This window comes from Legionella jordanis (genome assembly GCF_900637635.1).
GTDB classification, from domain to species: domain Bacteria; phylum Pseudomonadota; class Gammaproteobacteria; order Legionellales; family Legionellaceae; genus Tatlockia; species Tatlockia jordanis.
On the sequence record NZ_LR134383.1, the window covers coordinates 2,568,532 to 2,593,878 of the forward strand.

Consider the following 25,347-nt stretch of genomic DNA (forward strand, 5'->3'; position numbering starts at 1 on the left):
TTAGTCCCTCAATATAATGGCAAATTTTTCATTAAGCTTTTTGAGTATAGCACTGATTATGGCATTAATCTCACTATCCACCATGGTTCTATTTTCATCTTGCAAGGTCAGAGCAATAGCCAGGCTCTTCTTATCCTGAGGAACGTTATCACCTTTATATACATCAAAAACGTCAAAGGATTTTAATTGTTCACTGTTAACCACTTCTCGAACTGCTGCTTCAATCTCCCCTGCGCTGACGTCATTAGCCACCAGGAAGGACAAATCGCGCCTGATTTGTGGATATTTGGAAATCGCCTGATATTTAGGTGGCTGACTAGCCAGTAAGGAAGCCAACCGAAGCTCAAAGAGAATCACTTCATCTTGCAAGTCAAGAGCATCAGCAATTTTCGGATGCAAAACACCACAAAAACCAATCATCACACCCTCTTTCTCTATGCAAGCCGATTTTCCGGGGTGCAAGGCAGGATGCTGAGCAGCAATAAAGTGAACATCCTTAAGTTGTAAAATGGCAAAGAGTGCCTGAAGATCTCCTTTAGCATCAAAGAAATCAAATTTAGCACTGCTCTCGCTCCAATTTATAACGCCATGGGCTCCAGTCAGTAAACCTGCAAGGCAAAAGTGCTCGGTTAATTGCTTGTCTTTGTCCAGTTCAAAGGTCACCCCGGACTCAAAGAATTTGATGGCCGTTTGTTGTCGGTGAATATTATGAATCATGGATGCAATTAAACCCGGCCACATGCTGACTCGCATCTGAGATAATTCAGATGAAATGGGATTGAGCAATTGCATCGTCTGACTTTCTGGATAAAGAGCTGCCTGTAGCTCTGGATCCACAAAGCTATAGCTGATGGTTTCATGATAACCGCGGGAACGAAAGAACTGAGATATTCTTGTGCTTAATCCTTCAATGGGGTCTATGGTACCCGCTTGCACTTCGGTCAACATTTTGCTTCCGGAGAGTTTGTCATAACCATGCAGGCGAGCAATTTCCTCAATCAAATCCACTTCGAGACTAACGTCAAAACGATGTGAAGGAATGTCTACTTCCCACAACCCATCCTTTTGGGTAACTGTCATTCCTAAAGCCGAAAGAAGATTAACCATCTCTTCATGACTGATGGCAAGACCGGTAATCTTTTCAACTCGCGCAGGATGAAACAGCACCTTAGCTCTTTTAGGTAGGGCAGAGGGCTCATTCACCAGATGAACAGGGCCTGCTTCCCCGCCTACAATCTCAAGTAACAGTTCTGTGGCACGCTCTAAAGCCAATACCTGCAGTTCTGGATCTACGCCCCTTTCAAACCGCTGAGATGAGTCAGTAAACAATCCATATTTGCGAGCAACACCTGCGATATTTAGGGGATTAAAAAAGGCACTTTCGAGAAAAATGTCAGTGGTTTGAGCTTCGACTGCCGTCTCTTTTCCACCCATGATTCCAGCCATTGCCAGAGCTTTCTGCTCATCAGCAATAACCAGCACATTGTCTTGCAACTGGACCATCTGTCCGTCTAGCAACTCCAACCGTTCGTCCTTTTGGGCAAATCGTACCTGAATATCGCCTTGAAGCTTTGTAAGATCAAAGGCATGCATAGGCTGTCCTAATTCGAGCATAACGTAATTAGTAACGTCGACGACAGGATGGATTGCACGAAGACCGCTTCGTCTTAATTTTTCACTCATCCAGACTGGTGTTGAAGCTTTTACATTAATCCCGCGAAGGACACGACCAGCATATTGCGGACAAGCTTCAGGCTCTTGCAACTTAACCTGCATTTTTTCATCAATACTGGGCTTTATTTTCTTTTCAGAGAAAGACTTGCACACCGTATTGGTCAATGCACCCACTTCGCGAGCCACACCCAAAACACTAAGGCAGTCTGCGCGATTAGGGGTTAGATCAATATCAAAAACCAAATCATCGAGAGCCAGATACGATCTTAAATCTTCACCAACAGGGGCGTCGGGAGCCAATTCCATGATGCCATCGGACTGCTCAGCGAGACCCAATTCGGTCATCGAGCACAACATCCCCTGTGAGAGTTCTCCTCGAAGAGTTGATTCTTTAATGGTTAGGCCACCTGGTAAATGGGCGCCAACTCGAGCCAGAGCCACTTTTAAACCAGAGCGGACATTGCTTGCACCACAAACGACCTTGAGAGTTTTGCCTGTGCCGTCATTCACTTCGCAAAGAGTTAGTTTATCCGCCTGTGGATGAGGCATCGTATTTAGAACCTCGGCCACTACAACGGCATTAAACGAACCTGCCACAGAACTGACTGAATCCACTTCTAAACCAGCCATAGTCAGTAAAGAAGCCAACTGCTCTCCTTCCAAGGCAGGATTTACCCATTCACGTAACCACAATTCGCTAACTTTCATCGCAATACCCGTCTAATGACAATCACCAATGTGACTCAGTTACAATCTTATTATTGGTTTAATCCACTCAAGCTTACGCCAACAATACACTAAAATTGTTTTAAAAATGTTAAATCATTTTCAAACATCATGCGCAAATCTTCGATACCGAAATAAAGCATGGCTAGGCGGTCAATCCCCATTCCAAAAGCCCATCCCTGGTATTCTTCGGGTGAAATCCCTACTGCTTTTAGGACATTGGGATGTACCATTCCGCAGCCCAATACCTCCAACCAGCCGGTAAATTTGCAAGAACGGCAACCTTTTCCAAAGCATTGGGTGCACTCAATGTCCACTTCCGCGGAAGGTTCGGTAAAAGGAAAATACGAGGCCCTAAAACGAAGAGCCAATTGTCGACCAAAGAAGTAAGCGAAAAAGTCTTGTAATAAGCCTTTAAGGCCTGCCAGTGTTGCTTGTTTATCAATCAATAAGCCTTCTACCTGATGAAACATGGGAGTATGCGTAACGTCTGAATCACAGCGATACACACGGCCTGGAGCAATCAAGCGCAAAGGCGGAGTTCTTTTTTCCATGGTTCGAATTTGAACTGGAGAGGTATGCGTACGCAACAAGCGGCCATCACCAAAATAAAATGTGTCGTGCATGGCTCTTGCTGGATGATGATCTGGAATATTCAAAGCCTCAAAATTATAGAATTCGGTTTCTATTTCAGGACCAGTTACAATATCAAAACCCAAGCGGCTAAAATAATCATTGATGCATTGCTTGACCTGGCTTACCGGATGTAATGAACCGGGCTTATTGCGCCGTCCAGGTAGGGTGACATCAATTCGTTCAGCGTGCAATTTTTCTTCAAGCTGTATTTCTTTAATTTTAAGGACTTTTTCTTCAATTAAAGAGCTGATTTCACGTTTAGCCTGATTAACAAACTGTCCAACCTTGGGTCTTTCTTCGGCAGATAAATGCGCTAAGCTTTTCAAAATTTCCGTTAATTGGCCTTTTTTACCCAGATAATCCACGCGAATGGCTTCGAGAGTGGCGAGATCGTTTGCCTTGGCGATAGCCTCTGATGCTTGTTGCTGTAACCGGTTAATGTCCTGCATGATCCAAACCTACATGTAAAAAAGGAGGCTAAATTGCCTCCTTGTGAGAGCTTTTCACAGCGAATTGCCAGTATTACTTACAATTGCTGCTAATAAGTTTTAGTTATCACGACGATCACTACTATGCAAGTGCTGCTTTCGCTTTTTCAGCAATGGCTGCAAAAGCGGCTTTATCATATACAGCCATATCCGCTAAAACCTTGCGGTCCAGTTCAATAGCAGCTTTCTTCAAACCTGCAATTAAACGACTGTATGACAAACCACACTCACGGGCTTGTGCATTAATACGTGTAATCCACAAAGCGCGAAATTGACGTTTCTTTTGTCGACGATCGCGATAAGCGTATTGGCCAGCTTTGATAACGGCTTGTTTGGCAACACGGTAAGTCCGACTACGGGCACCGTAATAACCTTTAGCTTGATCTAAAATTTTCTTATGACGTGCTTTTGCCGTCACACCACGTTTTACTCTTGGCATTTTTTATCCTCCCCTTAACTACCGTGCAACATTCGCTTGGCCAAACGTGCATCACAAGGCTTTAATGTGCTTGCCTCAACACGCAGTTGGCGTTTTTGCTTAGTTGTCTTCTTGGTGAGGATATGGTTTCTATAAGCACCACGACGCTTGATAGCACCACTCGCTGTCTTACGGAAGCGCTTGTGTGCTCCACGATGTGACTTTAATTTTGGCATAACATATACTCCGCATTTGTTCTGCTACTAATAATAACGCAGCTATCCGATTGGTCTTGAGAAACTGCTCACGTTCTAATGAGCGCTGATTCACGCAGTGATAGTCCAGCATTTACAAAGACTCTGACGTACTCTCAGCTGTTAAACTCAAGCCAATTTTCAACTACTTTTCTTTTTTGGTGCTAAAACCATCAATAATTGGCGACCTTCGCGTTTCGCTTGTTGCTCTACTACTGCATGTTCTGCAGTATCTTGCAGTAAGCGCTCCATGATTTTCATACCAATTTCCTGATGCGCCATTTCACGGCCACGAAAGCGCAGCGTGACTTTGACTTTATCACCATGTTTGAGGAAACGGATCAGGTTGCGTAGCTTGACCTGATAATCCCCATCTTCCGTCGTTGGACGGAATTTCAGTTCTTTGACTTGAATTTGCTTTTGCTTTTTCTTTGCTTCAGCTTGTTTTTTACTCAATTCAAAGAGATATTTACCATAATCCATAATACGACAGACAGGAGGTCTGGCAGTTGGTGAAATTTCCACCAAGTCAAAGCCGCCTTCTTCTGCTGTTCGCAAGGCTTCTCGTGTTGATACTATTCCCACCTGGTTGCCATCGACGTCAATTAAGCGTACCTCAGGTACAGTTATCTGTTCATTAACTCTCGCGCGATCACTATCACGCTTACTTGATACGGTAATAGTTCAATCCTCCAAATGGTTAACTTCGCCTTTTGCGACAATCTCTTGACGCAATATATCACAAATTGTATCAATATTCATCACACCCAAGTCCTTACCTTCTCGTGTTCGGACTGAAACTGAGTTTGTTTCAACTTCATTGTCCCCTATAACTAATAAATAGGGAACTTTTTGCAAAGTGTGCTCGCGGATTTTAAAACCAATTTTCTCATTTCTCAAGTCAAAATTTGCGCGAATGCCTTGCTTTTTTAAAATTTGGCTGACTTTTTCAGCGAAAGGATGTTGTTTTTCGCTAATTGTTAGCACAGCTACTTGAACGGGAGCCAACCAAAGTGGAAAACGACCCGCATAATGCTCTATCAAAATTCCCATAAAACGTTCAAAGGAACCCAAAATGGCACGGTGGAGCATGACAGGAACTTTTCGACTGCCATCTTCAGCCACGTATTGGGCATCCAGTCTTTCAGGCATTGAAAAATCCACCTGGATGGTACCGCACTGCCAAATTCTACCCAGGCAGTCAGATAAAGAGCATTCTATTTTTGGACCATAGAAGGCGCCTTCACCCGGTGCGTCGACCCATTCGATCCCTCTGCCAAGCATAGCCTGTTTTAAAGCGTCTTCCGCTTTGTCCCAAACTGCGTCGCTGCCTACCCTTTTTTCTGGACGTAGGGCCAAGCGATATTTAATTTCATTAAACCCAAAGTCCGCATAAACAGATTGCACCAATTCCAACATCATCGCAACTTCGGTTTGAATTTGTTCTTCAGTACAGAAAATATGAGCATCATCCTGCACCATGTTCCGCACTCGCATCAAACCGTGCAATGAACCCGATGGCTCACAGCGATGACAATTACCAAATTCAGCCAAACGCATGGGCAAATCACGATAGCTGCGTAAACCCTGATTATAGATCTGGATATGGCAGGGGCAATTCATCGGCTTAACTGCGTATTCACGATTTTCCGTTTCGGTTAAAAACATTTCATCGCGGAAATTAGCCCAGTGGCCGGATTTTTCCCAAAGAACTTTATCAACCAATTGGGGGGTTTTGATTTCCTGATAACCAAAATCGGCAAGCCTTGAACGCATGTATTGTTCTAAAATTTGATAGACGGTCCACCCTTTGGAATGCCAAAAAACCATTCCAGGTGCAATTTCCTGAAAATGAAATAAATCAAGTGCCTTTCCCAGTTTACGGTGATCGCGCTTTTCGGCTTCCTCAATTCGATGCAAATAGGCAGCCAAGGATTTTTTATCGAGCCATGCTGTACCATAAATGCGCTGTAGCATTTCATTATTGGCATCACCCCGCCAATAAGCTCCAGCCACTTTAGTTAGTTTAAAAGCCTTTAAATGGCCGGTTGAAGGCACATGGGGACCACGACAAAGATCTTCAAAATCACCCTGCTTATATAAAGAAAGCACTTCGTCTTGAGGGATATCCGCAATGATTTTTGCCTTGTACTCTTCGCCAAGACTGCGAAAATAGGCCACCGCCTCATCGCGTGGCATCACTCGCCGGCTAACCGGATAATCTGCTTTGGCGAGCTCATACATTTTGGCTTCAATACGCTCCAAATCTTCAGGCGTAAAGGGTCTTTGGAAAGCGAAATCATAGTAAAAACCGTCCTCAATAACCGGACCAATAGTGACCTGCGCGCTCGGAAATAATAATTTGACCGCTTGTGCCAAAAGATGTGCAGCCGAATGGCGAATTATTTCCAGACTTTCTTTTTCTTGTTTCTCGGTAACGATGACGACATCACAATCACGGTCGATTAAAAAACTGGTATCGACCAATTTGCCATCAACCTTTCCTGCCAATGCAGCTTTTGCTAAACCAGGGCTAATGCTTTGCGCGACTTCGTGAATCGACACCGGTTGTTCAAAATGTTTAACAGTTCCGTCAGGCAATTTAATATTGGGCATTCTATTATCTCCGTCCCTCAGGCAGATAAATCAACAATCATAGTTGCATTGGCCAACGATAGCCAGTGTTAGCCTTTAGAAATTTGATTTTTGCAAGAAATTTTCTGGCTATGGCAAAAAAAAAACCCTGTCTGGCAGGGTTAATTTGGTAGGCACGAGTGGGATCGAACCACCGACCACCACCATGTCAAGGTGGTGCTCTACCACTGAGCTACGTGCCTAATATTCGCTCTTTAGCAAGAAGAGCCGATGATTATATAAAAGCCGCAGATACAAAGCAACGTTTATTTGCATTCTGTCTATTTGAAAGAAAGGCTTGAAGAGCTGGACAATTCAAGCCAGAATGTATTGCGAGGTGAACTGCTATGGTTACACCACTTCCTTAAAGATTCAGAGCGATTCACTTGGCTAAGAATCTCTTCACCGCTTGGACTTGAAACCATTCCTTTGCGTTTCGATGCTTATCTTAGAAACAATACCTGCTAAACCCTACCCCCATTTTCTAGAGTTTCCCGCACCATAAAATCAGTTGCCTCCTGATTTTATGGGATTTGAAAAACCATAGTTGCTTGTCTATGCTTAAAAACCGGGCCATGGAGAAGGCATTCCCTATTTCAAGGAGGAATAATGGATAAATTCTTACCCTTTAAAATAGCTATCATGATTGGCTGCGCCAGTCTGGTGTTAGTAGCCTTTGCTGATCATAGTCAAACCATACACCCCAAATCTGCCTGCATCAGCAAAACGAAACATGAAATGGAGAATTCATGGACAAAAATACATGATAAGCAGGGTTCACATCAGTGTTTGTATCGTGTTAGGGGAGTTCATGAGTAAAGTAAAAATGAGAATTGTCGAGGGCGTTGTTTATTTGTCAGGCCAACTGGATTCCCATAGCGATTATGAAAAAGTCATTATTTTGGTTGAATCCACAAAAGGTATTAAAGACGTTAATGCCGAGGAACTACAAGTTCAAGGCCAGGAGCAATCCTTAACCGACTGCTACCTCACAGCTAAAGTGAAAGGGGCATTGATACGGGAAGATATTTTTGGGAAAGACATTTGCTCTTGGCCTTTAATCATTCACAGTGAGAATGGGCGAGTCCTTTTATCAGGTTCTGTTAATTCTATCAAACAGAAGGAATCCATCCTGCGAGTCGTCAAAGAAGTTCATGGTGTAGCTCAAATTGAAGATGAGTTGCAATTGATTTCATGCCCTAAAGACGGTTAGAACATTTACAATGGAACAACCCCTGGCTTTTAAGCCAGGGTAAATGGTGAAGATGAAGTGTTATACAATAACGGTGTTCTTGGGGAAATCAGCTAATGTGGTTTGTGATTGGCTTTGTCTATCCAAAATGTGGCAATAATTTTGGCGTTTTACAGGATCTCTTTCCTTGGCGCATAATTCTTGTACAGTAGCCAGTGTACGATCACTATCAACATTGCTAGCAAAGGACATCAAAGGAAAAAGAAAACCTATTATTATTGCTAATTTTTTCATGCAAAGACCCTTCCAGTTAGTTTGGACTTAATCATCTAAAGCAACACTATTAAGGCTCACAGTAGTTTGCCTTAAAATACAAAAAAATAAAACCATTTAAATTGTGTTTTTTTAAAAAAATATTTAATCGCTAAAAGTCAAATTTAGCCAGTAATTTGTATATTTTTAAATCGACGTGGCGCATTATAACACAATTTAATTTTTGAGCAATCGCCTCAAATGCTTTTGCGCAGGCAAATGGATAAGTATTAAACTTTTTGCTAAAATAATTCCATCTTGGCAGCAATTAAACCGCAAATTATATTTTACTTAGAATTCTGCAACAATGTTTTTTTTTAAAAAGAAAGGGAATGACTTAACAAAGCAAAAAATTTATGATCTTTTTAGTGATCAAGAGAATTATGTTTCCTATAGAGACCACCGGAAATCCTCAAACCCATCCTATGATTCTCCCTATTTGTGGACTAGCGACATCACCGCTTGCGTGGCCATAGGCTTTTTGCATCAGGATGGCAAGAACTCGAAACTTGAATTGTACCATTCGGTCAGTGAACATATTGTTTTAAATATCGAAGAGGAGTTGCAAAGAAACAATGCTTTCCTTGTGGTGCTTCTTAAGTATTTAAAATCCCTTGCAAACAGCAGCAAGCTTAGGATTTATGTGGCTGGAAACCCAATGCACTCATTTCCGGACACGGATTTGGAGTTGGTCTATGCCGTTGTGAATGAAGCCATTCGTTACTTAAATAAAAGCCCAGATTGCTCTCTTCAACCCATTTCCCCTAAACAAGTGCACTACGTCGAAGCTGAAGCGGCCACCTTTTTCATAACGGCGGACGGGAGAACCGGCACCGTAGTTGATGCATTAGCGGCTGCTGTTCCTGACATCATGAATTTATTTGAGAGTGAACAAAAAATTTCTCATTCTTCTCTGTATAAGGAATATCTAAAAATCAAGAACAATGAAATCCCTTATAGTTCTGAAATTGAATTTGTCCGAAATAAATTGATTTATGAACAGTTAAAAACTCTTGCAAGCACATGTCTCTTGAAAAAACTCGCCAAGAACAAGAATGAGGAGCAACTAGCCCTGACGATAGTATCTTGGAATTTATTTCTTAATAAACCCAGTAACGAAACATTGCAACTGTGGCAAGAGGAACATCCCAGAGCCAATATCCCAATGTCATTTTACCGTTCTTAACTGCAACACGAGCCTAGATCATACTTTTACTGTTAGGGTTTGAGGATTTAAACGACATGCACACAGAGTTATCCACACATTTTGGGGATAAGTTAATCAAGTGAATCGCTGGCTGGCGATTGAGCATGAGAACGAATCCTTTTGAAAGATAAAAAACAGAATTGTACACCTATCATTCAAGTCAAAAGCAGCAAGAACATCAGTCCAATTATCCTAAATAATCCATACCTTGGACAAATCTCAACTTTCACTTGCAAAAAAAATTAATGAAAGAATGGCGAATAACATTCCTAAGCTTTGCTTTAAGGTTAAACCCTGCTTTAAAAAAATTACTGAAAAAAGAAGAGTAATTAGCGGGTACATGGACGTTATTAGAACCACTGGCATTGCTGGACCTCTTCGCAAAGCCACGATAAAAAAAATACAGGCAATACCATTGGCCAAACCGTTTAGAAAACCGTAAAAGCCGCCGCGCGCTGAAAATTCCAATTTGAAATCAAGGAGAACCAAAGCAATCACGCCAGAAATTAAAACTCCCAGGCTGGAATAGAAAGTAATTGACAGGGGGTTAATGAACGTGGAGGCTCTTGTGCCCCAATACCCCCAGGCCCCATAGAGAAATAACGCCACCAGAGACGGGTAATACCAAGCGCTTAAATTCATCTTGCCTTACCCAAATGATGCAGTAACTGAATCAAAAATCCACCTGCTTAATTCCAAAGACCTAAGAATAACCGTTGACTACTTAAAATTAAACTAGGAGTGGATTATTTTTTCTGCTTATTCAACTTCAATGTTGCAGATTCATCAATTGATAAATCTGCTCTGCAATTCTTTGCAAGGGCACTTTATTGCTGTTGGTTAACAGAATAATACTGAGGTGGTCGTCAATATGACGTACCATCCAACTGCTATAACCACGTATGGCTCCATTTTTAAATGCCACCAGTTTTCCATGGCGGTATGAAACTTGCCAACCTCCCAAAGACCAAGCCCAATCTTTATGACCAGCAGGTTGGCCATTTTTAAGGAAAACGGGCATCCACATTCGTCGATAACTTGAAGGACTTAATAGCTCCTCGGCGGTGATTGCCATGTCCCATTTAGCCATGTCAATAATGTTTGAGACGATTCCCCCAGAGCCCCACATTTGCAACCAGGGAGTTTGATTCGCATTGGGGAGAATGCTGCCTTCGCGTGAGCGGTAACCTGATGCCAAACCTGATGGAAATAATAATACAGGGAAACCAGTTTGCATCATGTTAAGAGGTTTAAACATGCTGTATTGAAGATAATTCTCAAGACTTTGTTGGCTTACTTTCTCAATTACCCGACCCAGCACAATGTATGCAAAATTATTATATCGCACGGATGTACCAGGGCTAAACTGCATCGCTTTGGCCGCCATGGTTTCCCAGAGCTGTTGCCATGGTAAATGAGGACCGTGGTATTGAGGTATGCCGCTGCTATGAGACAGCAGCTGGCTTATATTCACCTCTTGCCAAGATGGGGGAGCGTCAGGGATATACGTTAATATGGAGTCATCGAGGTGAACTTTATCTTCTTGTACCAACTTCATAACAGCAAAAGCTGTGAGTACTTTCGATATGGATCCCAATGCAAACAAAGTTTGGGTAGTCACAGGTTTATGCGTTTGCACATTCCCATACCCATAGCCTTTTAAAATAAAGGGCTTGCCATTCATAATCACTGCGAGAGCCAATCCAGGAATTGCATGTTGCTTCATATAGGTCTGGATAAGGTGGTCAATTTTTTGCTCAGTTGTCGTTTCAGCCGTAAACCCAGTGAGTGCTAAGAAAATCAGCAGAAGAAAAATAAAGGGTGCTCGGCTCTTATCAAAGAGCAATTTGGCGAAAGACATTAAGATTCCTGGTGGCTAACAGGATTAATCCAGCTCCCACATAGAGGTTAAAATTTTTCTTTAATTTTTGAGATTTGATCAACACTGTCTTTAAACACTTCGCGCAAAGCATCAAGGCTTTCTTCATTCATTTCATTAAATTCCTCAGGTGTAAAGTCTTCGGAAACGACTAAATTGACCAGTCTTTTAATACCGTTAATGGCCTTACTCACCTCATCAGAAAGCGCTAAAAGTTGTTCTTTTCTTTGTTGCGCTGATTGGTCTTTTTCATAGGCAAGAGAGTCGATTTTAGCTGTTATTTCGGCTTGCAAACCTTTTAATTTTTGATCAAGGCGCAAAATGTTATCATGTAATTCTTCATCAACTGATTCGATAAAAGTTAATTCTTTGTGCTCATCATTCATCTAACTTCCCCCATTGAAGCTTATTACCTATAAGCCTAGCGTACTGTTTATATTTCGCCAGCTTGTAAAGAATGCTATCATTGCATTTTTTCCGCACCGTGCACAATCATGCTGTTACATTATCTTTTTATCATGGGGATCTGTGTCGAAGCAATCACAGGCGCCATTGCCGCGGGACGAAAAAAAATGGATTTCTTTGGGGTGATGTTGATTGCTTGTGTTGCCGCACTTGGTGGGGGCACTGTTCGGGATGTGCTATTTAACACTTATCCATTAACCTGGGTGGCTCATCCAGAGTATCTGATTTATACCTCGGCTTTTGCATTCATCACTATTTTCCTGGCCCATTCATTTGTGCGCATCATGAAAGTTTTTCTCATTTTTGATGCCCTAGGCTTATCCGCTTTTGTTATCCTTGGAACCCAAAAAATTTTAGAAAACGGCTTTTCACCAGGAATTGCCATCATCAGTGGGATGGCCACAGGAATTTGTGGGGGAATGTTGAGGGATATTCTGTGTAATGATATTCCCTTGGTACTTCGAAAAGAGTTATACGCGATAATTGCTTTAGCTGGAGCCTTACTGTTTATCACTCTCAGTCATTTTCACGTGCCCCATAATTTAAACATCATTATCACCTTAATTGCTATTTTCGCCACCCGTCTTTGGGCTATTTCTTTCCACATTGAAATACCAAAATTCGATTACTCAAAGAGTTTAAGGAAAAGTCGACGTAAGTCGGTCTAGGTAAAGGCAGCCTTGGCTGCCTTTTTTGGTGCTTACTCTTCGCGAATTTCGTGAATGACAATATCCTCCACTGGCACATCGGCATGCCCCATGCGTTGTCCGGTTTTAACTTTAACAATCGCATCCACAACATCCATACCGTCCACTACCTCACCAAATACGCAGTACCCATAACCTTGCGCATGTTCACCGGTGAAGTTGAGGAAAGCATTGTCTGCAACGTTAATAAAAAATTGAGAAGTAGCCGAATGAGGATCCATGGTGCGAGCCATAGCAATGGTGCCACGTTTATTAGGTTTGGCAGATTTTGCTTCGTTTTTAACGGGAGATTGAGTGGATTTTTGTCTCATGTCTGCTGTTAACCCGCCCCCTTGAATCATAAATCCGTCTATGACGCGATGAAAAATAGTATTGTCGTAAAAACCTTCGCGAACATAATTGAGAAAGTTTTCGGCAGTCAATGGCGTATTTTCTTCATCAAGCTGCACATGGATATCGCCCTTTGAAGTACGAATTACAATCATTAAAGTCTCCTATTTATTCGGCTAGAATCAAGTCGCGCATTTTAGCACAAACATCATGCATTACATGGATATTGTGGATGCTGGCCAATGCGGTAAATAAATTGGCTTTTTGTTTTGACAAATGGTGCAAAAAAGCTCTTGAATAATGTTGGCAAGTATAACATAGACAGCTGGCCATAATTGGTTCTAAGTCATGGGCAAAACAAGCTTTTTTAATTTGAATGCGCTCATTTTCAAAAGGACTTTCAAATTTTAGCCACTTTCCATCGCGCACCACTTCCCCGCAATAGAGCGCGCCGTGACGAGCATTTCGCGTTGGAGCTACGCAATCAAAAATATCAATCCCTTCAGCGACTACATCCAACAAATCCTGTGGGGACATACCCACCCCCATGCTATAACGAACCTTATTTTCTGGAAGAAAAGGTCGAACCCAGCTGATGACTTCAACCGTTTTTTTCATATCAAAGCCAATGGTTTCTCCGCCAATTGCCAATCCGTCGGTATTCATCGAAGCAATGAAATGAGCGCTTTCCTTGCGCAAGTCTTCATAAATGCCACCCTGGATAATACCGAATAAGGCTTGAGGCAATCCATAGAGAGAAGTTGGATGTTGCTGATGGTAGGCAACCGATTGTTTTAACCAACGGTGAGTTCTAGCCATAATTTTTTGCACTTCATCACGGCTGCAATCATCTGGAGTGCATTGATCAAAAGCCATGATGATATCAGCACCGATTATTTTTTGTGTTTCTAAAGACATTTCTGGTGTCATATGAATCAGGCGCTCGCTTCCAGGTAAGCGAAAATGTGCTCCCTCTTCATCAATGCTGCAAATTTCTTTATTCTTGGAAAGACTAAATACCTGAAAACCACCGCTGTCCGTTAACATGGGGCCATGCCAAGCCATAAACTCATGCATTCCTCCCGCCTCTTTGATAACCTCCATTCCGGGCGCGCAAAGCATATGGTAGGTATTCCCCCCAAGAATAATTTGGCTGCCTGCTTCTTTTAATTCTTTTGGAGTCATATTATTCACACCAGCACGGGTCCCAACCGGCATAAAAGTGGGTGTTATAAATGCTCCATGAGGGGTAGTTACTTGGGTCACACGGGCTTTGCTTGCTGCGTGGCTTTTCAAAACTTCACAACTAAATGGCTTATTCATACGATAGCTAATTCAAAGAGGAAGGGGATCATAGGCATTTGATTCCAGATAGATCAACCCCTACATTGGAGAGAGGGGGAATTTTATACAAATAAAGCGCAATCTGGATGAAATTTTCCTTTATTTAACTGAACAATCAACATAATCCCAGTTAACAGCATAAATAAGAAATAAAGACTCGACCACCCCGCCATGGACAAGCCTAACCATTTCCAACTGATTTCTGCACAATCACCAGCTCCCCAAAAAAGCGCATGAAGTACATCATTCCAGGGAAAATAACGAATGAGTATATCCAGTTGCGGCATGCAAGCTGGGACCTCCTGACTAGGCAAAGATTGCAACCAGAGTTGTCTTGATGCGAAAAATAACCCACTCAAAGCCAATACTATTTGCAGCGAAGTTAAAATTTTTGATAATTTTAGTGAATGAATGCCCAGTGCACTTAGGGTGACGAGCATTAGCAAAATAACACAAAATCGTTGCATCAAGCACAAAGGACAAGGTTGCAATCCCTTGACATACTGGAAATAAAAAGAAGATGACAAAACAAAAAAGGTCACTATGCTCAGCAAAATTTGCCAGTATTTGTATTTCAATTTAATCATGATTTAGGCAGCATATATTCAATAGCTTGTTTAAGATCTTCCTCACTGCATTCAGCACAGGTACCCTTAGGTGGCATAGCATTCAACCCTTTTGTTGCCGAAGCGATAAGCCCATCCATTTTCTTAGCATCAAGGCGTGGCTTCCAGTCAGCCGATTGCAATTTAGGTGCACCAGCTATGCCATCCCGATGACATGTACTGCAATATTTTTCATAAGTGGCTTTGCCTGGTGGTTCGTTGGCTGCGGTTTTTTTCTGTTCTGCAGGGGCGGTTTGCTGTTTAGCGGAACTCTTCTGCCCCCCTTCAATATTAACCTGCCCAACTGGTTTTATCCTTTGCTCAATTTGCTGCCGATCAAAATCTTCACTCGCATAAAGAGTTGACGTGCTCAACAGTAACATCAAAAAAAAGGAAAAATACATGACGAAGCACCCTTGATATCCTAACTTAAAAAATCATACCGACAAGACAAAGCTATTTCCAGCTGTTCTTTGCTTTAATGCTTTAACTAAAGTTAAATCCTCAAACAAAGAGAACAAAATTGACGTTATCCCTTACCCTTGTTATAACCTTAATGAGCCAGCTAATTCATTGGATAAGCATCCATACTCAAGGAAGTAGATGTTGAGTTACAAAAATCATCCCCTAAACTCTTGCGAAGCAAAAACCAATTCAGCCGCAAAATGCAGCGTCCCTTCATTCATTCATTCTGCCCTCCAGAACTATTTTGAGGTCAGGGTCCAAGAATCTTGGCAAGGACATCATATTTTAAAAGGAAAAAAGCCCTCCAATAAGGCTTTGCTATTTACCAGCAATGATTATTTGCACATCAGCAGACATCCTAACTTGATTCAAGCTCAAATAGAAGTCATGCAAAAACATGGAAATGGGCAAATGCAGTCCCCTGTTTTTTTAACCGATGACAGTCTTTTAGCCGATTGTGAACAGCAGTTTGCAGATTTCACTGGCTTCCCCGCATGTTTGCTAGCTCAATCTGGATGGTGCGCCAATATAGGTTTAATACAGGCATTAGCGCCGCGTGAGTTGCCGGTATATCTGGATTTTTATGCCCATATGTCCTTTTGGGAAGGGGTAAAAGCAGCACGCGCAAAACCCATCCCCTTTCAGCATAATTCAGTAAGCTCATTGAGGAAACGGTTAGAACGCTATGGCTCTGGAATTATTGCCGTAGATTCGGTTTACAGCACCACTGGAACCATTTCCCCTTTGAGAGAATTTGTAAGACTAGCCAAGGAATACAATTGCTTGCTGATAGTTGATGAGTCCCATTCTTTGGGAACTCATGGTTCAAACGGTAGTGGCCTGGTAGCAGAATTGGGTTTAACGCAAGAGGTCGATATCATCACTGCCAGTCTTGCGAAAGCAATCTCCGGACGAGGAGGATTAATTCTTGGTCAGGATTATTTAATTGAATTAATTCGTTATACCGCCTTGCCGAGCATATTTAGTTCGACATTACTCCCCCATGATTTAGCAGGATTTCGCAGTGCTTTAGCCATCATTGCCACGGAAGAATGGCGACGGCAAAAGTTGCATAGTAATGCCCGCTTTTTACGTGAAGCATTATTGGCAGAAGGCTTTAATCTGCGAGGAAGCCAATCCCAAATTATTCCTCTCATTGCCGGTAGCGAGGCTAATACCATATGGCTTCGAAATGAGTTGGAAAAGAAAGACATTCATGGGGCTGTATTTTGCTCACCAGCGACTCCCAAAAATAATAGCTTGATTCGCTTATCCATAAACAGCCAACACGAATATGAGCAACTTTCTTACGTAGTGGATTGCCTGTTGCAAATTAGAAGAAGCGATCTTTCACTTCCTTTATTTACCTCTTACACTTAACTTACCAAACTATGATCTTGCCAGGAGCTCAGTCGCGTCCTCTCCAAGTGAGAACCCATCAACTTTCACTTGTCTGGCTGCTAAATTTCTGTATGGCCAAGAAGAAGCTTGGCCAAAATTGCTAGATCGCTTAAGCTTCCAAAAGCAACTCTTGTGCATCCAATTCTTCCAAGTGATGATGGTAGGAAAGAATTTTATTTGTGTGAATATCAAATAAAACTGGACCCTTGGCATAGGCATAAAAATAAGTTTCCGCAGAAATCAGGCGTTTTGCAGGAATTAAATGGCTTGACCAATCTCCCCAGTCTTTCGATTGACTATGAGCTTGCCATACGCAGGGAATTTTTTCACCGCTCGCTAATTGATCCAGTACTTCTTCACTAGCCCCATTATCTAAAGCCAAATCATAATGCAAGCGCATATCCGCCTCATTTTTGACAATAAGAAAATGGGCATTGGCATCTTCATCCAATAATAAAAAGCTGCCTGAATTATCAGCCAAGTAATACTCGACAATTCCTTTTTCTTGGCGCAATTTCCAAAAAAATTCAGCAAATTTCCTATCATGAAGGCAACTGGGTGAACTGACCGATAACATACGAACGATCATTTCCGACATGGATTGAAAATACTGCAACTGAAGATCTGAGATGCTTTTTGTGATCAATTCAGCCACATTCGGATCACTTTTTTGAATATAACGATGAATAAGTCCCTCATTAAAGGCTTCAATCGCTAATTTTTCATCAGCCTGGCCAGTCAGAAGGATTTTTTTTATATTTTTGTTGCCTATACGCCGACAAAACTCAATGCCATCCATACTGGGCATTGCATAGTCCACAACAACAACCGAGATTTCAGAAAATCGTCGAGGATTATAAATTTCCGCATGAATGGCCGCTAAATCCAAATTTACAGTGTGATTGGTTAAAGGGCAATTTTTTGTCTCAGTGTATTCACTGAGACAGCGCTGGCTGAGCATATCCAATTCACAACGTTTTTGATGGATATAGTCTAGCGCTTCAAAGGGAACATCGAATACTCTAAATGATAATCCTTCATCCAATTGCAACACGAAATTAAGTAGAAAATCCCGGCTATCATCCACAAACAAAGCCGTACTCGGAAAATAACAAGTGGGTATGGAAAAATGGTTCATAGCTCCTCCTGAGCACTCCTAAATCAAAACAGACACCAGACCGTGTCTGAGTGAATCCATTAAGTTAAATGTACAAAACTGCTAATAAAATAACATGACTCATTTTTTTTCCAAAATTAATTTATAAAGACCAGACTGTCTTCTTAAATGGTGCTAGTCACCGGAAACATCAGGGTAAATTGAGTGTAAAGACCTTCCTCTGCTTCACAACGAATATCGCCTCCGAAACGGTTCATAACCAATTTGCAGAAAGACAAGCCGATTCCCGTTCCCATAAAAGTCGTACTGTAAAAATGGTTGAACAACTTAGATAATTGCTGATAAGACATCCCTTTTGCCGAATCCCTAAAGTAAAGGCTATTAAATTTATCCCCCCCTTTGGTCCAGATTTTAATCTGGCCTTTTTGAGCAGTAGCAATCACGTATAATGCATTTTTTAACAGATTAAACAGAACATGCTGCATCAGCAGCTTTGAGCCGATAAAGTTAAAGTCTCCTTCCCATTCCACCAAAGATCGTTCCTGTTGGGACTTGAAAGGATATCGTGCCATTGCCTCTTCCAAACATTCCGCTATGGAGCAAGTTTCCAGAATACAATTTTGCAATGAATTTTCCCGCGCGGCTTTTATCAATAACATGTCAATGATGGTATTGGCGTAATCAATTTCGGAAATAATGCGGTCACTGATTTCTTTAAGTTGTTGTAAACGATTATCTCGTATAGCCGATTTTAATAATCCATGTTCCTTTGCTAAATCATAGGCCCGAAACAATTGTGGCGAATAAAGGGCCATTGCCCGAGCCCCGCTTTTAATGCCCAATAATGGCGTACGTAGTTCGTGTGCAATCATACCAGCAGCCGCAGCCATTCCAGCCAAACGCTGTTGTTGGAGCATCGCCGTTTTGTAATTCACAGTTGAACCGGCGACAATCACAAACAGTAACACCAAAGCCAATTCCAAATGTTCTTCGCCAAAATAATAGTGTGGGGCAATCATGTAGTAACTTATAAGTGCCAACCCCCATCCCAACAGAAGTAAAACAATAAGGCTTGGCAAGTCCACCAGTAAGACCAATAAAAATACGCTGCACAACAAAGACATAGCCGAAATAACACTTGCCTGATTCATCAAAAAAGAGAAAGCAAAGAAAAAGGAGAGCGTGTACAAAATGGTTAAAAACCAATAACCAGGCAAATAACGTTTCGCTGAAAGTGGCCAATACGGGGTCAACATCAAACCTAAACCCAATAGGCTGCCAATTAAGCGCAAAGACAGAGTTTCGTATGGCTGTGGGAAGCATTCTGTCCAAATCCAATAAAATAAGGGGAAGCCCAAGAATGCAATGGCCCCGACCGCCACCAATTGATGGGCAGCATGGGACAGACTGCGCTGCATGGAATTATTTAAGTAATTTGCAATTTTTTTTAAATTGTTCATTGGAAACATCCTTGTTGAATCGCCCCTCAATCCCATAAAAAAAATTACTGGCATTGGGGCTCTCAATTTAAAGTATTCCCCTGAATTTCCAGGTTCAAAACTACGGCTTAAAATGGTTTAAAGGAGGCTATACGAGCCTCAAGTACCACAACCTCTTTAATCATTAAATTTGGATAGGCCTTCTCAAGAGAAGGAATTATTTTAGGGGTCACCTCCGGGCTGAAAACAATCTGGTAGCGACAATCCAGAAAGTGGCCTAATGCCTGACATGAAAGTCAAAGTTCTTTTGTAATTATGCAGTTCAATGAGCAACAATAAGGCTTGGTAACTGAAAATGAAATCGCCAAGTTCTTCGAGTTTTCCATCCGTTAGAATTAATGCTTCATTTCTTATTTCCGCAGTTGTTTTATATTTCATCTTATTCTCCAAAATCAAGAGAGAAATATTATCTTTTATTAAACTTGTTTAAAAAAGAGCAACTTGGCAGCACCTAGGGCAGAAAGAGCAGCAATATTCTATACTGTTAGAGAACTGACGCTTAAATGCTCAACAATAATTTGTTGACTACTAAAAATTGGCATGAGGACCGTATGGGATCATTTGAACAATTGGTGTTTAACCATCCTTATTTTACAATGCTTGTTTTTGTCGCGATAGGTTTCCTCTTAAGAGGTTTAATGAGGGTCAATATTGCCGCAGTAAAGATTAACATTGAAGAATTAGAATTGGCCTTACAAGATGAGGATATTGAAAAGGCCAAGTATTCATTGCAACGATTAAAATCCGGATTTGGCTTTCACTAAAACACTGCTATACCCAAAAACATGCAATATCTTGCATAAGCAAAACCGTAAATACCAGCAAATAGACACAGCAGCCATTGCCATGCACTGGTCTTAAAGGTTTTGGGACAATGTTATTTCAAACCCACTAATAAACGGTATTCCCTGTCTTCATTTTTGCTTTGCTTTACCCAATCAATAGTGGGCTCGGAGGCAAACTGAATCGTAGAGAAAAATTGATAACGGGCATTTTGCTGCTTTGTTGCATAACGGGGGATTGAATCAGAGGCCAAACTGGTTTTGGTTTCTTTTTCATGAAAATGCACTCCATATTGGTTTGCAGTTTCCTTAAACATCCGCCGCTTGAGCTTGATTTGTTCACGTTCCTCTGGTTTTAAAATAGATTTTATGCTTGGTTGAATCATTTCTTTTTCTCGTTCAGCTTTCCAGAGATACCTAAAGAGCGGGGCAAGAGGCAATAACAGGATACTGATTAAAACTACAAAAAGACCATGTTGATACCAGCTGCGATTATTGACCTGCTCACGGTACAGCTCATCAATCGTTGTATACAGAACCCTTTGCTCCTCAGGTGAAAGTTCGACTCCTTGGCGAGCTACTTGATAGCGTAAAAGCATACCCTTTAATTTTGTCTTTTCATCATGAACTTGCTCAGCAAAGATTTCGTCCCCACTGCGATAAATGGGCTCTCCTTGTGCAGAGAGCTGACGAGCAAGCTTATTTAACTGCCGTCCCTGCGCTTCTGCCAAGGCATCCAGTGAATTTTGGAATTGCACCAAGGGGTCTTTGCTCTTTCTTCGCTCTTCAGCTTGCCTTTGCCTTTTGGCCACTAGCAAGTCGAGATGCGTTATTGCTCCTTGAATTTCTCGAATTCGAAAGTCGAAATATCTTACTGCGTACAGCTTGTCGTCTCTTTTGTTAGCTAATTGCAGTTGAAGATTGTGCTGAATATCTTCAACTTCTGCACGAAACACAATAAAATTGATGGAGTCTTTTAGGTGCGGTGAAATTTTTAATGCCGGCATATTAATCTAATAGGTAAAAATTTGCTCATTGATGTATTTTATTGCTTTTCGCACATAAGCCGCTATGGGTAAAACTACCTATTCGAACGAGATAAAGATAATGCATCAGAGCTAACCTCTCATCCCAATTAATGTTATGATTTGGCAAACATTATTCAAATAAAACAACTCGATTTATGGAACTCATAAAAATAGCCACAAGACAGAGTCCCTTAGCGCTCTGGCAAGCTCATTTTATTGCAGATCAACTAAAACAACTGCATCCAGAGCTAAGAGTTGAATTAGTCCCTATGGTCACTTCCGGTGATAAATTTCTGAAGGACAAGTTACAAGCAGCCGGCGGCAAGGGATTATTTGTTAAAGAACTTGAAGAAGCACTGCTCGATAAACGAGCTGACATTGCTGTTCATTCAATGAAAGATGTACCAACCACCTTTCCAGATGGTTTAGGCTTGTCCGTCATTAGCCACCGGCACAAACCCCTGGATGCTTTGATCAGCAGAACAAAGCAAGCTCTTGAGGATTTGCCAAAAGGTTCAGTGATAGGAACCACGAGTTTAAGAAGACAATCGCAATTATTAGCCCTGCGTCCAGATCTAAATGTTAAGCCTTTAAGGGGCAATGTGAATACCCGACTAGAAAAACTTCGAACAGGAGAATACGACGCCATTATTCTGGCTGTAGCAGGTCTTGAGCGCTTAGGACAGGGGTCGCTGATTACTGAAATCATCGATGAAGAAATTATGCTGCCTGCCTGCGGCCAAGGAGCACTGGGTATTGAGTGTCGAAACGAAGATGAAACGCTCAAGGACTTACTGGCCCCTCTTAATGATCCCTTGTCTGCGCTTTGCGTGCACGCTGAACGCCATGTCAATGCGCTATTGGGGGGAAATTGCAACGTCCCTCTTGCTGTGTATTGTCAACCTCAAAATAATGATCACTTACTTCTTCGCGCCCGCGTTTTAAGCGCCGACGGTAAAACAGTCATTGCAGATCAACGACAAGGTTCCTATTCACAAGCCATGCAGATGGCTGACGACTGCACGCATGCGCTTTTGGCTAAGGGTGCGGGCACATTGCTTCTGAATTACAATGACTAAGACATTAAACAATTTACGCATTCTTAATACCAGACCCAAAGCACAAGCTAAAGATTTAAAAAAAGCAATTGAGGCGGAAGGTGGTGTTGCCCTTGATTGCCCTGCGTTGGCAATTCAGGAGCTCTCGTTCCAAACACCCGATCTTAATTCCCTGGAAATCGCTATTTTCGTAAGTTCTAACGCAGTCCATTATTTTTTTAAATCCCTCCGCTCGCAGAACATTCCATGGCCTTCGTCCATTGCGATTGTCGCAGTCGGCCATGCCACGGCCAATGCCCTTTTGCATTATAACCTTAGGTCCTCTAATATCCCTAAGGAGTGCAACAGCGAATCCCTATTGGCCATAGAACTGTTGCAACAAGTGAAAGAGAAAAAAATTTTGTTGGTCAAGGGAGAAGGTGGGCGCACGCTCATCGCAGAAACACTCGTTAACCGCAGGGCCGAGTTAATTAGCCTGGATGTGTACAAACGGGTTATGCCCGGATATGACAGCCAATATCTGCAAACTTTATGGCAAGATAAGGCAGTCGATATTATACTGTTTACCAGTGAACAGGCCATGTACAACATTTTTCAAATGTTTGGCCCATCGGCACACAGCTGGTTATGCAATACTCCTTGTATCGTACTTAGCCAACGATTGGCAAAGGCAGCCTCTTCATTAGGTATGCAGAGAATTATAATCAGTAAACCAGAAGCCATTTTGGAAACATTGCATCAATTTAACCAAGGATTAATTCATGGCAAACAGCAATGAAGCAAAATTAAAGAAAAAAACTTCGCCAGCCGAGCCAGATACCACTTTTAACAGCAATTCGGTTCCTCCGCAAAGAAAGGGCAAAACAACTCCGCCAAGCTACACAATAAGTCCCTTTTCCGTCATTGCTATAGCCTTGCTACTGCTTGCCTTGGGGTTTGCATTTTATGCCCTGAAACTTATTCATGAGCAAAAAACAAGTACCCAGCAAGAACTAGCTCATGTGAACACCGAACTGGATAATTTAAAGCGTCAGCAACAGGGTAGCAGCGACACTCTTAACCAGTTGCAGGAATTAAAACAAAGCTTTAGCCAACTGGAAAATCGCTTGAAAATGGTGCAGGACAATGCTCAAACAGCTCTCAGGCAAGCGTCCAACCAAAAAGAAGACTGGCTATTGCTAAAGGCACGATACTACTTGGAATTGGCACAAATAAACAGCCACTGGAGTGGTGACCATCAGGTAAGCATTGCCATGTTGCAGGGGGCTGATACTTTATTAAGTAATTTGAATGATCAACCGCTTTTCACCATAAGGCAAGCCATTGCACAAGAAGTTGCTCAATTAAAAGCTTTGCCTAGAGTAGATGTTACTGGTTTATTGAGCCAATTAGATGCTGCCGAGGACAGTTTAGCAAATTTGCCTTTAAAACAACCTTTAAATCAGCCAATGAAGGCTAATCAAACAAAGAACTCTTCATCGGCTTGGCGAGAACAATTGCGAGAAAGCCTAAACTCCCTCGAACAATTGATTGTGATCAGACGGCATGACGAGAACATCCAGCCTTTGCTATCTCCTATCCAACTTTCGCTGCTTCAGGAAAGCATTCGCTTGTATTTGGAAGAAGCACAATGGGCCGTGTTGCAGAATAATAATGAAATCTATCAATTTGCTCTCGAGCAAGCGATAAAAAACATCAAGCGAGGTTTTGACGAGCAAGCAGCAGCTACCCAAGCGTTGCTGCAGCAACTGCAGCATTTAAAACAAAAGCAATTGTTTGTTTCTAAAGCCAAACTGGATAAAGCACTGCCCTTGCTAAACCAATATATAGAAGATAAAGCCTCATCCTTTGCAAATCCTCAGACCAAGGAAGGAGAACCATTACAATGATACGAATACTACTCATTGTTCTTGTCCTGCTTGGCTCTGTATGGCTTGGCGTGCAACTCAACCATGATCCAGGCTATGTTCTCCTGGCTTTAAATCACTGGACTTTGGAAACCACTTTATGGTTTGCCATTCTCATCTTAGCTCTCGTTTTTTTTCTATTACACTGCTTATTGCTTATTTTGGCAGGCATTAGCAAAAGTCCATCGGCCTTTCGCAGGTGGCAGGCCAGACGTCGAGCGCAAAAAGCTCAAGCTAAAACACAAAGGGGTTTGATTGAATTCAGTGAGGGCTATTGGGCGCAGGCTAAAAATAATTTGATTAAAGCCTTACCCGATTCCGATTCTCCGCTCTTAAATTACCTCACGGCAGCACGAGCTGCCCAGGAAATGGGAGACAGCAAATTGCGTGATGACTACCTGCGTGAAGCTCAGCAATCCATGCCAGATGCTAAAATAGCGGTCGAATTAACTCAGGCCCAATTGCAACTGGCCAATAAGCAATGGGAGCAGGCTCTGGCTACGTTGAGGCATTTGCAGGATTTAGCCCCGCACCATCCCTATGTTTTAAAATTATTGATGCATCTTTACCGGGAAGTAAAGGATTGGCCGCAGCTGATTGCCTTACTACCAGAATTAAAGAAATATCATGTTCTTTCCGCCGCTGGTTTTGAAAAACTTCGTCATGAAGCCTACAAGGAAGCTTTACTCGAGCTTAAACGTTCGAACAATACTCAGGCCATGTTGAAATTGGTTGACAATTTGCCTAAAGAACTAACTTATGACCCAGAGCTCATGGTCATTTATTGTGGATTTCTACTGCAGCAAAACAAGGACGATAAAGCCGAACCAATCCTGCGGCAAGCTTTGAAGAAGGAATTCAACAATCAATTGATTGCAATTTACGGGCGATTAAAAATAAATGACAAACCTCTTGCATTTGCAGAATCTCTTGTAAAAAAACAGCCAGAGTCATCTGAGCTTTACCTTTGCCTGGGCCGTTTAAGTATGAACGATAATCTTTGGGGTAAGGCCAAAGGTTACTTTGAAAAGAGCATTAGCTTAAAACCCAGTTCCGAAGCTTATGCTGAACTCGGCAGATTGCTTGATAAATTAGGCGATCAAAGTGGCGCATGTGAAGCTTACAGGCAAGGTTTATGGCTTATGCTGAATCAACAATCGAAATTATAAAACGAAGATCAGGAAAAATTCACTAAGATTAATTTAAGCATTTTAGTTTA

At 41.9% G+C, this 25,347-nt stretch carries 28 protein-coding genes and 1 tRNA gene; 10 read left to right on the forward strand and 19 right to left on the reverse strand.

Translation table 11 applies throughout. The annotated features are described in order from the left end of the window. The 7 genes from pheT to EL203_RS11630 form a co-directional block, all read right to left on the reverse strand. On the reverse strand, nucleotides 1-2,382 hold the full coding sequence (gene pheT / locus EL203_RS11600) for a phenylalanine--tRNA ligase subunit beta (RefSeq protein WP_058471288.1): 2,382 nt from the start codon (nucleotides 2,380-2,382) through the stop codon (nucleotides 1-3). Between the two features lie 89 nt (nucleotides 2,383-2,471). Beyond that, the gene (gene pheS / locus EL203_RS11605) at nucleotides 2,472-3,485 is read right to left on the reverse strand and encodes a phenylalanine--tRNA ligase subunit alpha (RefSeq protein WP_058471289.1); all 1,014 of its coding nucleotides are present in this window, start codon (nucleotides 3,483-3,485) and stop codon (nucleotides 2,472-2,474) included. A 121-nt stretch (nucleotides 3,486-3,606) separates the two neighbouring features. Continuing rightward, nucleotides 3,607-3,963, reverse strand: a complete 357-nt coding sequence (gene rplT / locus EL203_RS11610; protein WP_058471290.1) for a 50S ribosomal protein L20 — start codon at nucleotides 3,961-3,963, stop codon at nucleotides 3,607-3,609. Between the two features lie 14 nt (nucleotides 3,964-3,977). Continuing rightward, on the reverse strand, nucleotides 3,978-4,178 hold the full coding sequence (gene rpmI, locus EL203_RS11615) for a 50S ribosomal protein L35 (RefSeq protein ID WP_082647169.1): 201 nt from the start codon (nucleotides 4,176-4,178) through the stop codon (nucleotides 3,978-3,980). 159 nt (nucleotides 4,179-4,337) lie between these two features. Next, nucleotides 4,338-4,877 carry a translation initiation factor IF-3 gene (infC, locus tag EL203_RS11620; RefSeq protein ID WP_058471291.1) on the reverse strand — a complete coding sequence of 180 codons (540 nt, stop codon included), beginning with the start codon at nucleotides 4,875-4,877 and terminating at the stop codon, nucleotides 4,338-4,340. A gap of 3 nt (nucleotides 4,878-4,880) precedes the next feature. Next, nucleotides 4,881-6,812, reverse strand: a complete 1,932-nt coding sequence (gene thrS, locus EL203_RS11625) for a threonine--tRNA ligase (protein WP_058471292.1) — start codon at nucleotides 6,810-6,812, stop codon at nucleotides 4,881-4,883. Between the two features lie 146 nt (nucleotides 6,813-6,958). Then, a tRNA-Val gene (locus tag EL203_RS11630) sits at nucleotides 6,959-7,033 on the reverse strand. Nucleotides 7,034-7,439: 406 nt separating this feature from the next. Here EL203_RS11630 and EL203_RS14450 point away from each other — a divergent pair. Both EL203_RS14450 and EL203_RS11635 read left to right on the forward strand, forming a co-directional pair. After that, nucleotides 7,440-7,649 carry a hypothetical protein gene (locus EL203_RS14450; RefSeq protein ID WP_058471293.1) on the forward strand — a complete coding sequence of 70 codons (210 nt, stop codon included), beginning with the start codon at nucleotides 7,440-7,442 and terminating at the stop codon, nucleotides 7,647-7,649. Next, entirely contained in the window at nucleotides 7,642-8,043 is a 402-nt protein-coding gene (locus EL203_RS11635; protein WP_058471294.1) for a BON domain-containing protein, read from the forward strand. The genes EL203_RS14450 and EL203_RS11635 overlap by 8 nt, the downstream gene beginning before the upstream one ends. A 60-nt stretch (nucleotides 8,044-8,103) precedes the next feature. Here the strand turns inward: EL203_RS11635 and EL203_RS11640 are convergent, their stop codons facing one another. After that, entirely contained in the window at nucleotides 8,104-8,316 is a 213-nt protein-coding gene (locus EL203_RS11640; RefSeq protein WP_058471295.1) for a hypothetical protein, read from the reverse strand. A gap of 325 nt (nucleotides 8,317-8,641) precedes the next feature. Between EL203_RS11640 and EL203_RS11645 the strand changes: the two genes are divergently transcribed. Further along, nucleotides 8,642-9,520, forward strand: a complete 879-nt coding sequence (locus tag EL203_RS11645; protein WP_058471296.1) for a hypothetical protein — start codon at nucleotides 8,642-8,644, stop codon at nucleotides 9,518-9,520. A gap of 240 nt (nucleotides 9,521-9,760) precedes the next feature. Here the strand turns inward: EL203_RS11645 and EL203_RS11650 are convergent, their stop codons facing one another. The 3 genes from EL203_RS11650 to EL203_RS11660 form a co-directional block, all read right to left on the reverse strand. Next, nucleotides 9,761-10,183 carry an EamA family transporter gene (locus tag EL203_RS11650; RefSeq protein WP_058471297.1) on the reverse strand — a complete coding sequence of 141 codons (423 nt, stop codon included), beginning with the start codon at nucleotides 10,181-10,183 and terminating at the stop codon, nucleotides 9,761-9,763. Nucleotides 10,184-10,310: 127 nt separating this feature from the next. Next, complete coding sequence (locus EL203_RS11655) at nucleotides 10,311-11,402, reverse strand: serine hydrolase domain-containing protein (RefSeq protein ID WP_058471298.1); 1,092 nt, start codon at nucleotides 11,400-11,402, stop codon at nucleotides 10,311-10,313. Nucleotides 11,403-11,449: 47 nt separating this feature from the next. After that, entirely contained in the window at nucleotides 11,450-11,806 is a 357-nt protein-coding gene (locus EL203_RS11660) for a hypothetical protein (protein ID WP_058471299.1), read from the reverse strand. A gap of 108 nt (nucleotides 11,807-11,914) precedes the next feature. Between EL203_RS11660 and EL203_RS11665 the strand changes: the two genes are divergently transcribed. Further along, nucleotides 11,915-12,553, forward strand: coding sequence for a trimeric intracellular cation channel family protein (locus tag EL203_RS11665; RefSeq protein WP_058471300.1), 639 nt, complete (start codon nucleotides 11,915-11,917; stop codon nucleotides 12,551-12,553). A 32-nt stretch (nucleotides 12,554-12,585) separates the two neighbouring features. On the opposite strand, the gene EL203_RS11670 is transcribed toward EL203_RS11665, so the two are convergent. From EL203_RS11670 to EL203_RS11685, 4 genes are all read right to left on the reverse strand, one after another. Then, nucleotides 12,586-13,077 (reverse strand): peptidylprolyl isomerase, encoded by a 492-nt coding sequence (locus EL203_RS11670; protein ID WP_058471301.1) that lies wholly within the window; start codon nucleotides 13,075-13,077, stop codon nucleotides 12,586-12,588. A gap of 13 nt (nucleotides 13,078-13,090) precedes the next feature. Further along, nucleotides 13,091-14,245, reverse strand: coding sequence for a tRNA guanosine(34) transglycosylase Tgt (gene tgt, locus EL203_RS11675; protein ID WP_058471302.1), 1,155 nt, complete (start codon nucleotides 14,243-14,245; stop codon nucleotides 13,091-13,093). 83 nt (nucleotides 14,246-14,328) lie between these two features. Then, entirely contained in the window at nucleotides 14,329-14,853 is a 525-nt protein-coding gene (locus EL203_RS11680) for a disulfide bond formation protein B (protein ID WP_058471303.1), read from the reverse strand. Further along, nucleotides 14,850-15,275, reverse strand: a complete 426-nt coding sequence (locus EL203_RS11685) for a c-type cytochrome (protein ID WP_058471304.1) — start codon at nucleotides 15,273-15,275, stop codon at nucleotides 14,850-14,852. The genes EL203_RS11680 and EL203_RS11685 overlap by 4 nt, the downstream gene beginning before the upstream one ends. Before the next feature lie 199 nt (nucleotides 15,276-15,474). Here EL203_RS11685 and cqsA point away from each other — a divergent pair, with 199 nt between their 5' ends. Further along, nucleotides 15,475-16,716 (forward strand): alpha-hydroxyketone-type quorum-sensing autoinducer synthase, encoded by a 1,242-nt coding sequence (cqsA, locus tag EL203_RS11690; RefSeq protein WP_058471305.1) that lies wholly within the window; start codon nucleotides 15,475-15,477, stop codon nucleotides 16,714-16,716. Between the two features lie 130 nt (nucleotides 16,717-16,846). On the opposite strand, the gene EL203_RS11695 is transcribed toward cqsA, so the two are convergent. From EL203_RS11695 to EL203_RS11705, 3 genes are all read right to left on the reverse strand, one after another. After that, nucleotides 16,847-17,875: a response regulator gene (locus EL203_RS11695; protein WP_058471306.1), complete on the reverse strand. Its 1,029-nt coding sequence runs from the start codon at nucleotides 17,873-17,875 to the stop codon at nucleotides 16,847-16,849. Between the two features lie 143 nt (nucleotides 17,876-18,018). Then, nucleotides 18,019-19,314 carry a sensor histidine kinase gene (locus tag EL203_RS11700; protein ID WP_058471307.1) on the reverse strand — a complete coding sequence of 432 codons (1,296 nt, stop codon included), beginning with the start codon at nucleotides 19,312-19,314 and terminating at the stop codon, nucleotides 18,019-18,021. 201 nt (nucleotides 19,315-19,515) lie between these two features. Next, nucleotides 19,516-19,731: a hypothetical protein gene (locus EL203_RS11705; protein WP_058471308.1), complete on the reverse strand. Its 216-nt coding sequence runs from the start codon at nucleotides 19,729-19,731 to the stop codon at nucleotides 19,516-19,518. Between the two features lie 173 nt (nucleotides 19,732-19,904). Here EL203_RS11705 and EL203_RS11710 point away from each other — a divergent pair, with 173 nt between their 5' ends. Beyond that, nucleotides 19,905-20,117, forward strand: coding sequence for a hypothetical protein (locus EL203_RS11710; protein WP_058471309.1), 213 nt, complete (start codon nucleotides 19,905-19,907; stop codon nucleotides 20,115-20,117). Between the two features lie 113 nt (nucleotides 20,118-20,230). On the opposite strand, the gene EL203_RS11715 is transcribed toward EL203_RS11710, so the two are convergent. Next, on the reverse strand, nucleotides 20,231-21,142 hold the full coding sequence (locus EL203_RS11715; protein WP_058471310.1) for a hypothetical protein: 912 nt from the start codon (nucleotides 21,140-21,142) through the stop codon (nucleotides 20,231-20,233). A 176-nt stretch (nucleotides 21,143-21,318) separates the two neighbouring features. Between EL203_RS11715 and hemC the strand changes: the two genes are divergently transcribed. From hemC to EL203_RS11735, 4 genes are read left to right on the forward strand one after another with little or no spacing between them, the layout of a single operon-like run. Continuing rightward, entirely contained in the window at nucleotides 21,319-22,242 is a 924-nt protein-coding gene (gene hemC, locus EL203_RS11720) for a hydroxymethylbilane synthase (protein ID WP_058471311.1), read from the forward strand. Then, on the forward strand, nucleotides 22,235-22,999 hold the full coding sequence (locus tag EL203_RS11725) for a uroporphyrinogen-III synthase (protein ID WP_058471312.1): 765 nt from the start codon (nucleotides 22,235-22,237) through the stop codon (nucleotides 22,997-22,999). The genes hemC and EL203_RS11725 overlap by 8 nt, the downstream gene beginning before the upstream one ends. Continuing rightward, the gene (locus EL203_RS11730) at nucleotides 22,983-24,110 is read left to right on the forward strand and encodes a uroporphyrinogen-III C-methyltransferase (protein ID WP_058471313.1); all 1,128 of its coding nucleotides are present in this window, start codon (nucleotides 22,983-22,985) and stop codon (nucleotides 24,108-24,110) included. Before EL203_RS11725 ends, EL203_RS11730 begins: the two co-directional genes overlap by 17 nt. Next, a complete protein-coding gene (locus tag EL203_RS11735; RefSeq protein ID WP_058471314.1) occupies nucleotides 24,107-25,297 on the forward strand; it encodes a heme biosynthesis HemY N-terminal domain-containing protein in 1,191 nt (396 codons plus the stop codon). The genes EL203_RS11730 and EL203_RS11735 overlap by 4 nt, the downstream gene beginning before the upstream one ends. The last annotated feature ends 50 nt before the right edge of the window (nucleotides 25,298-25,347 follow it).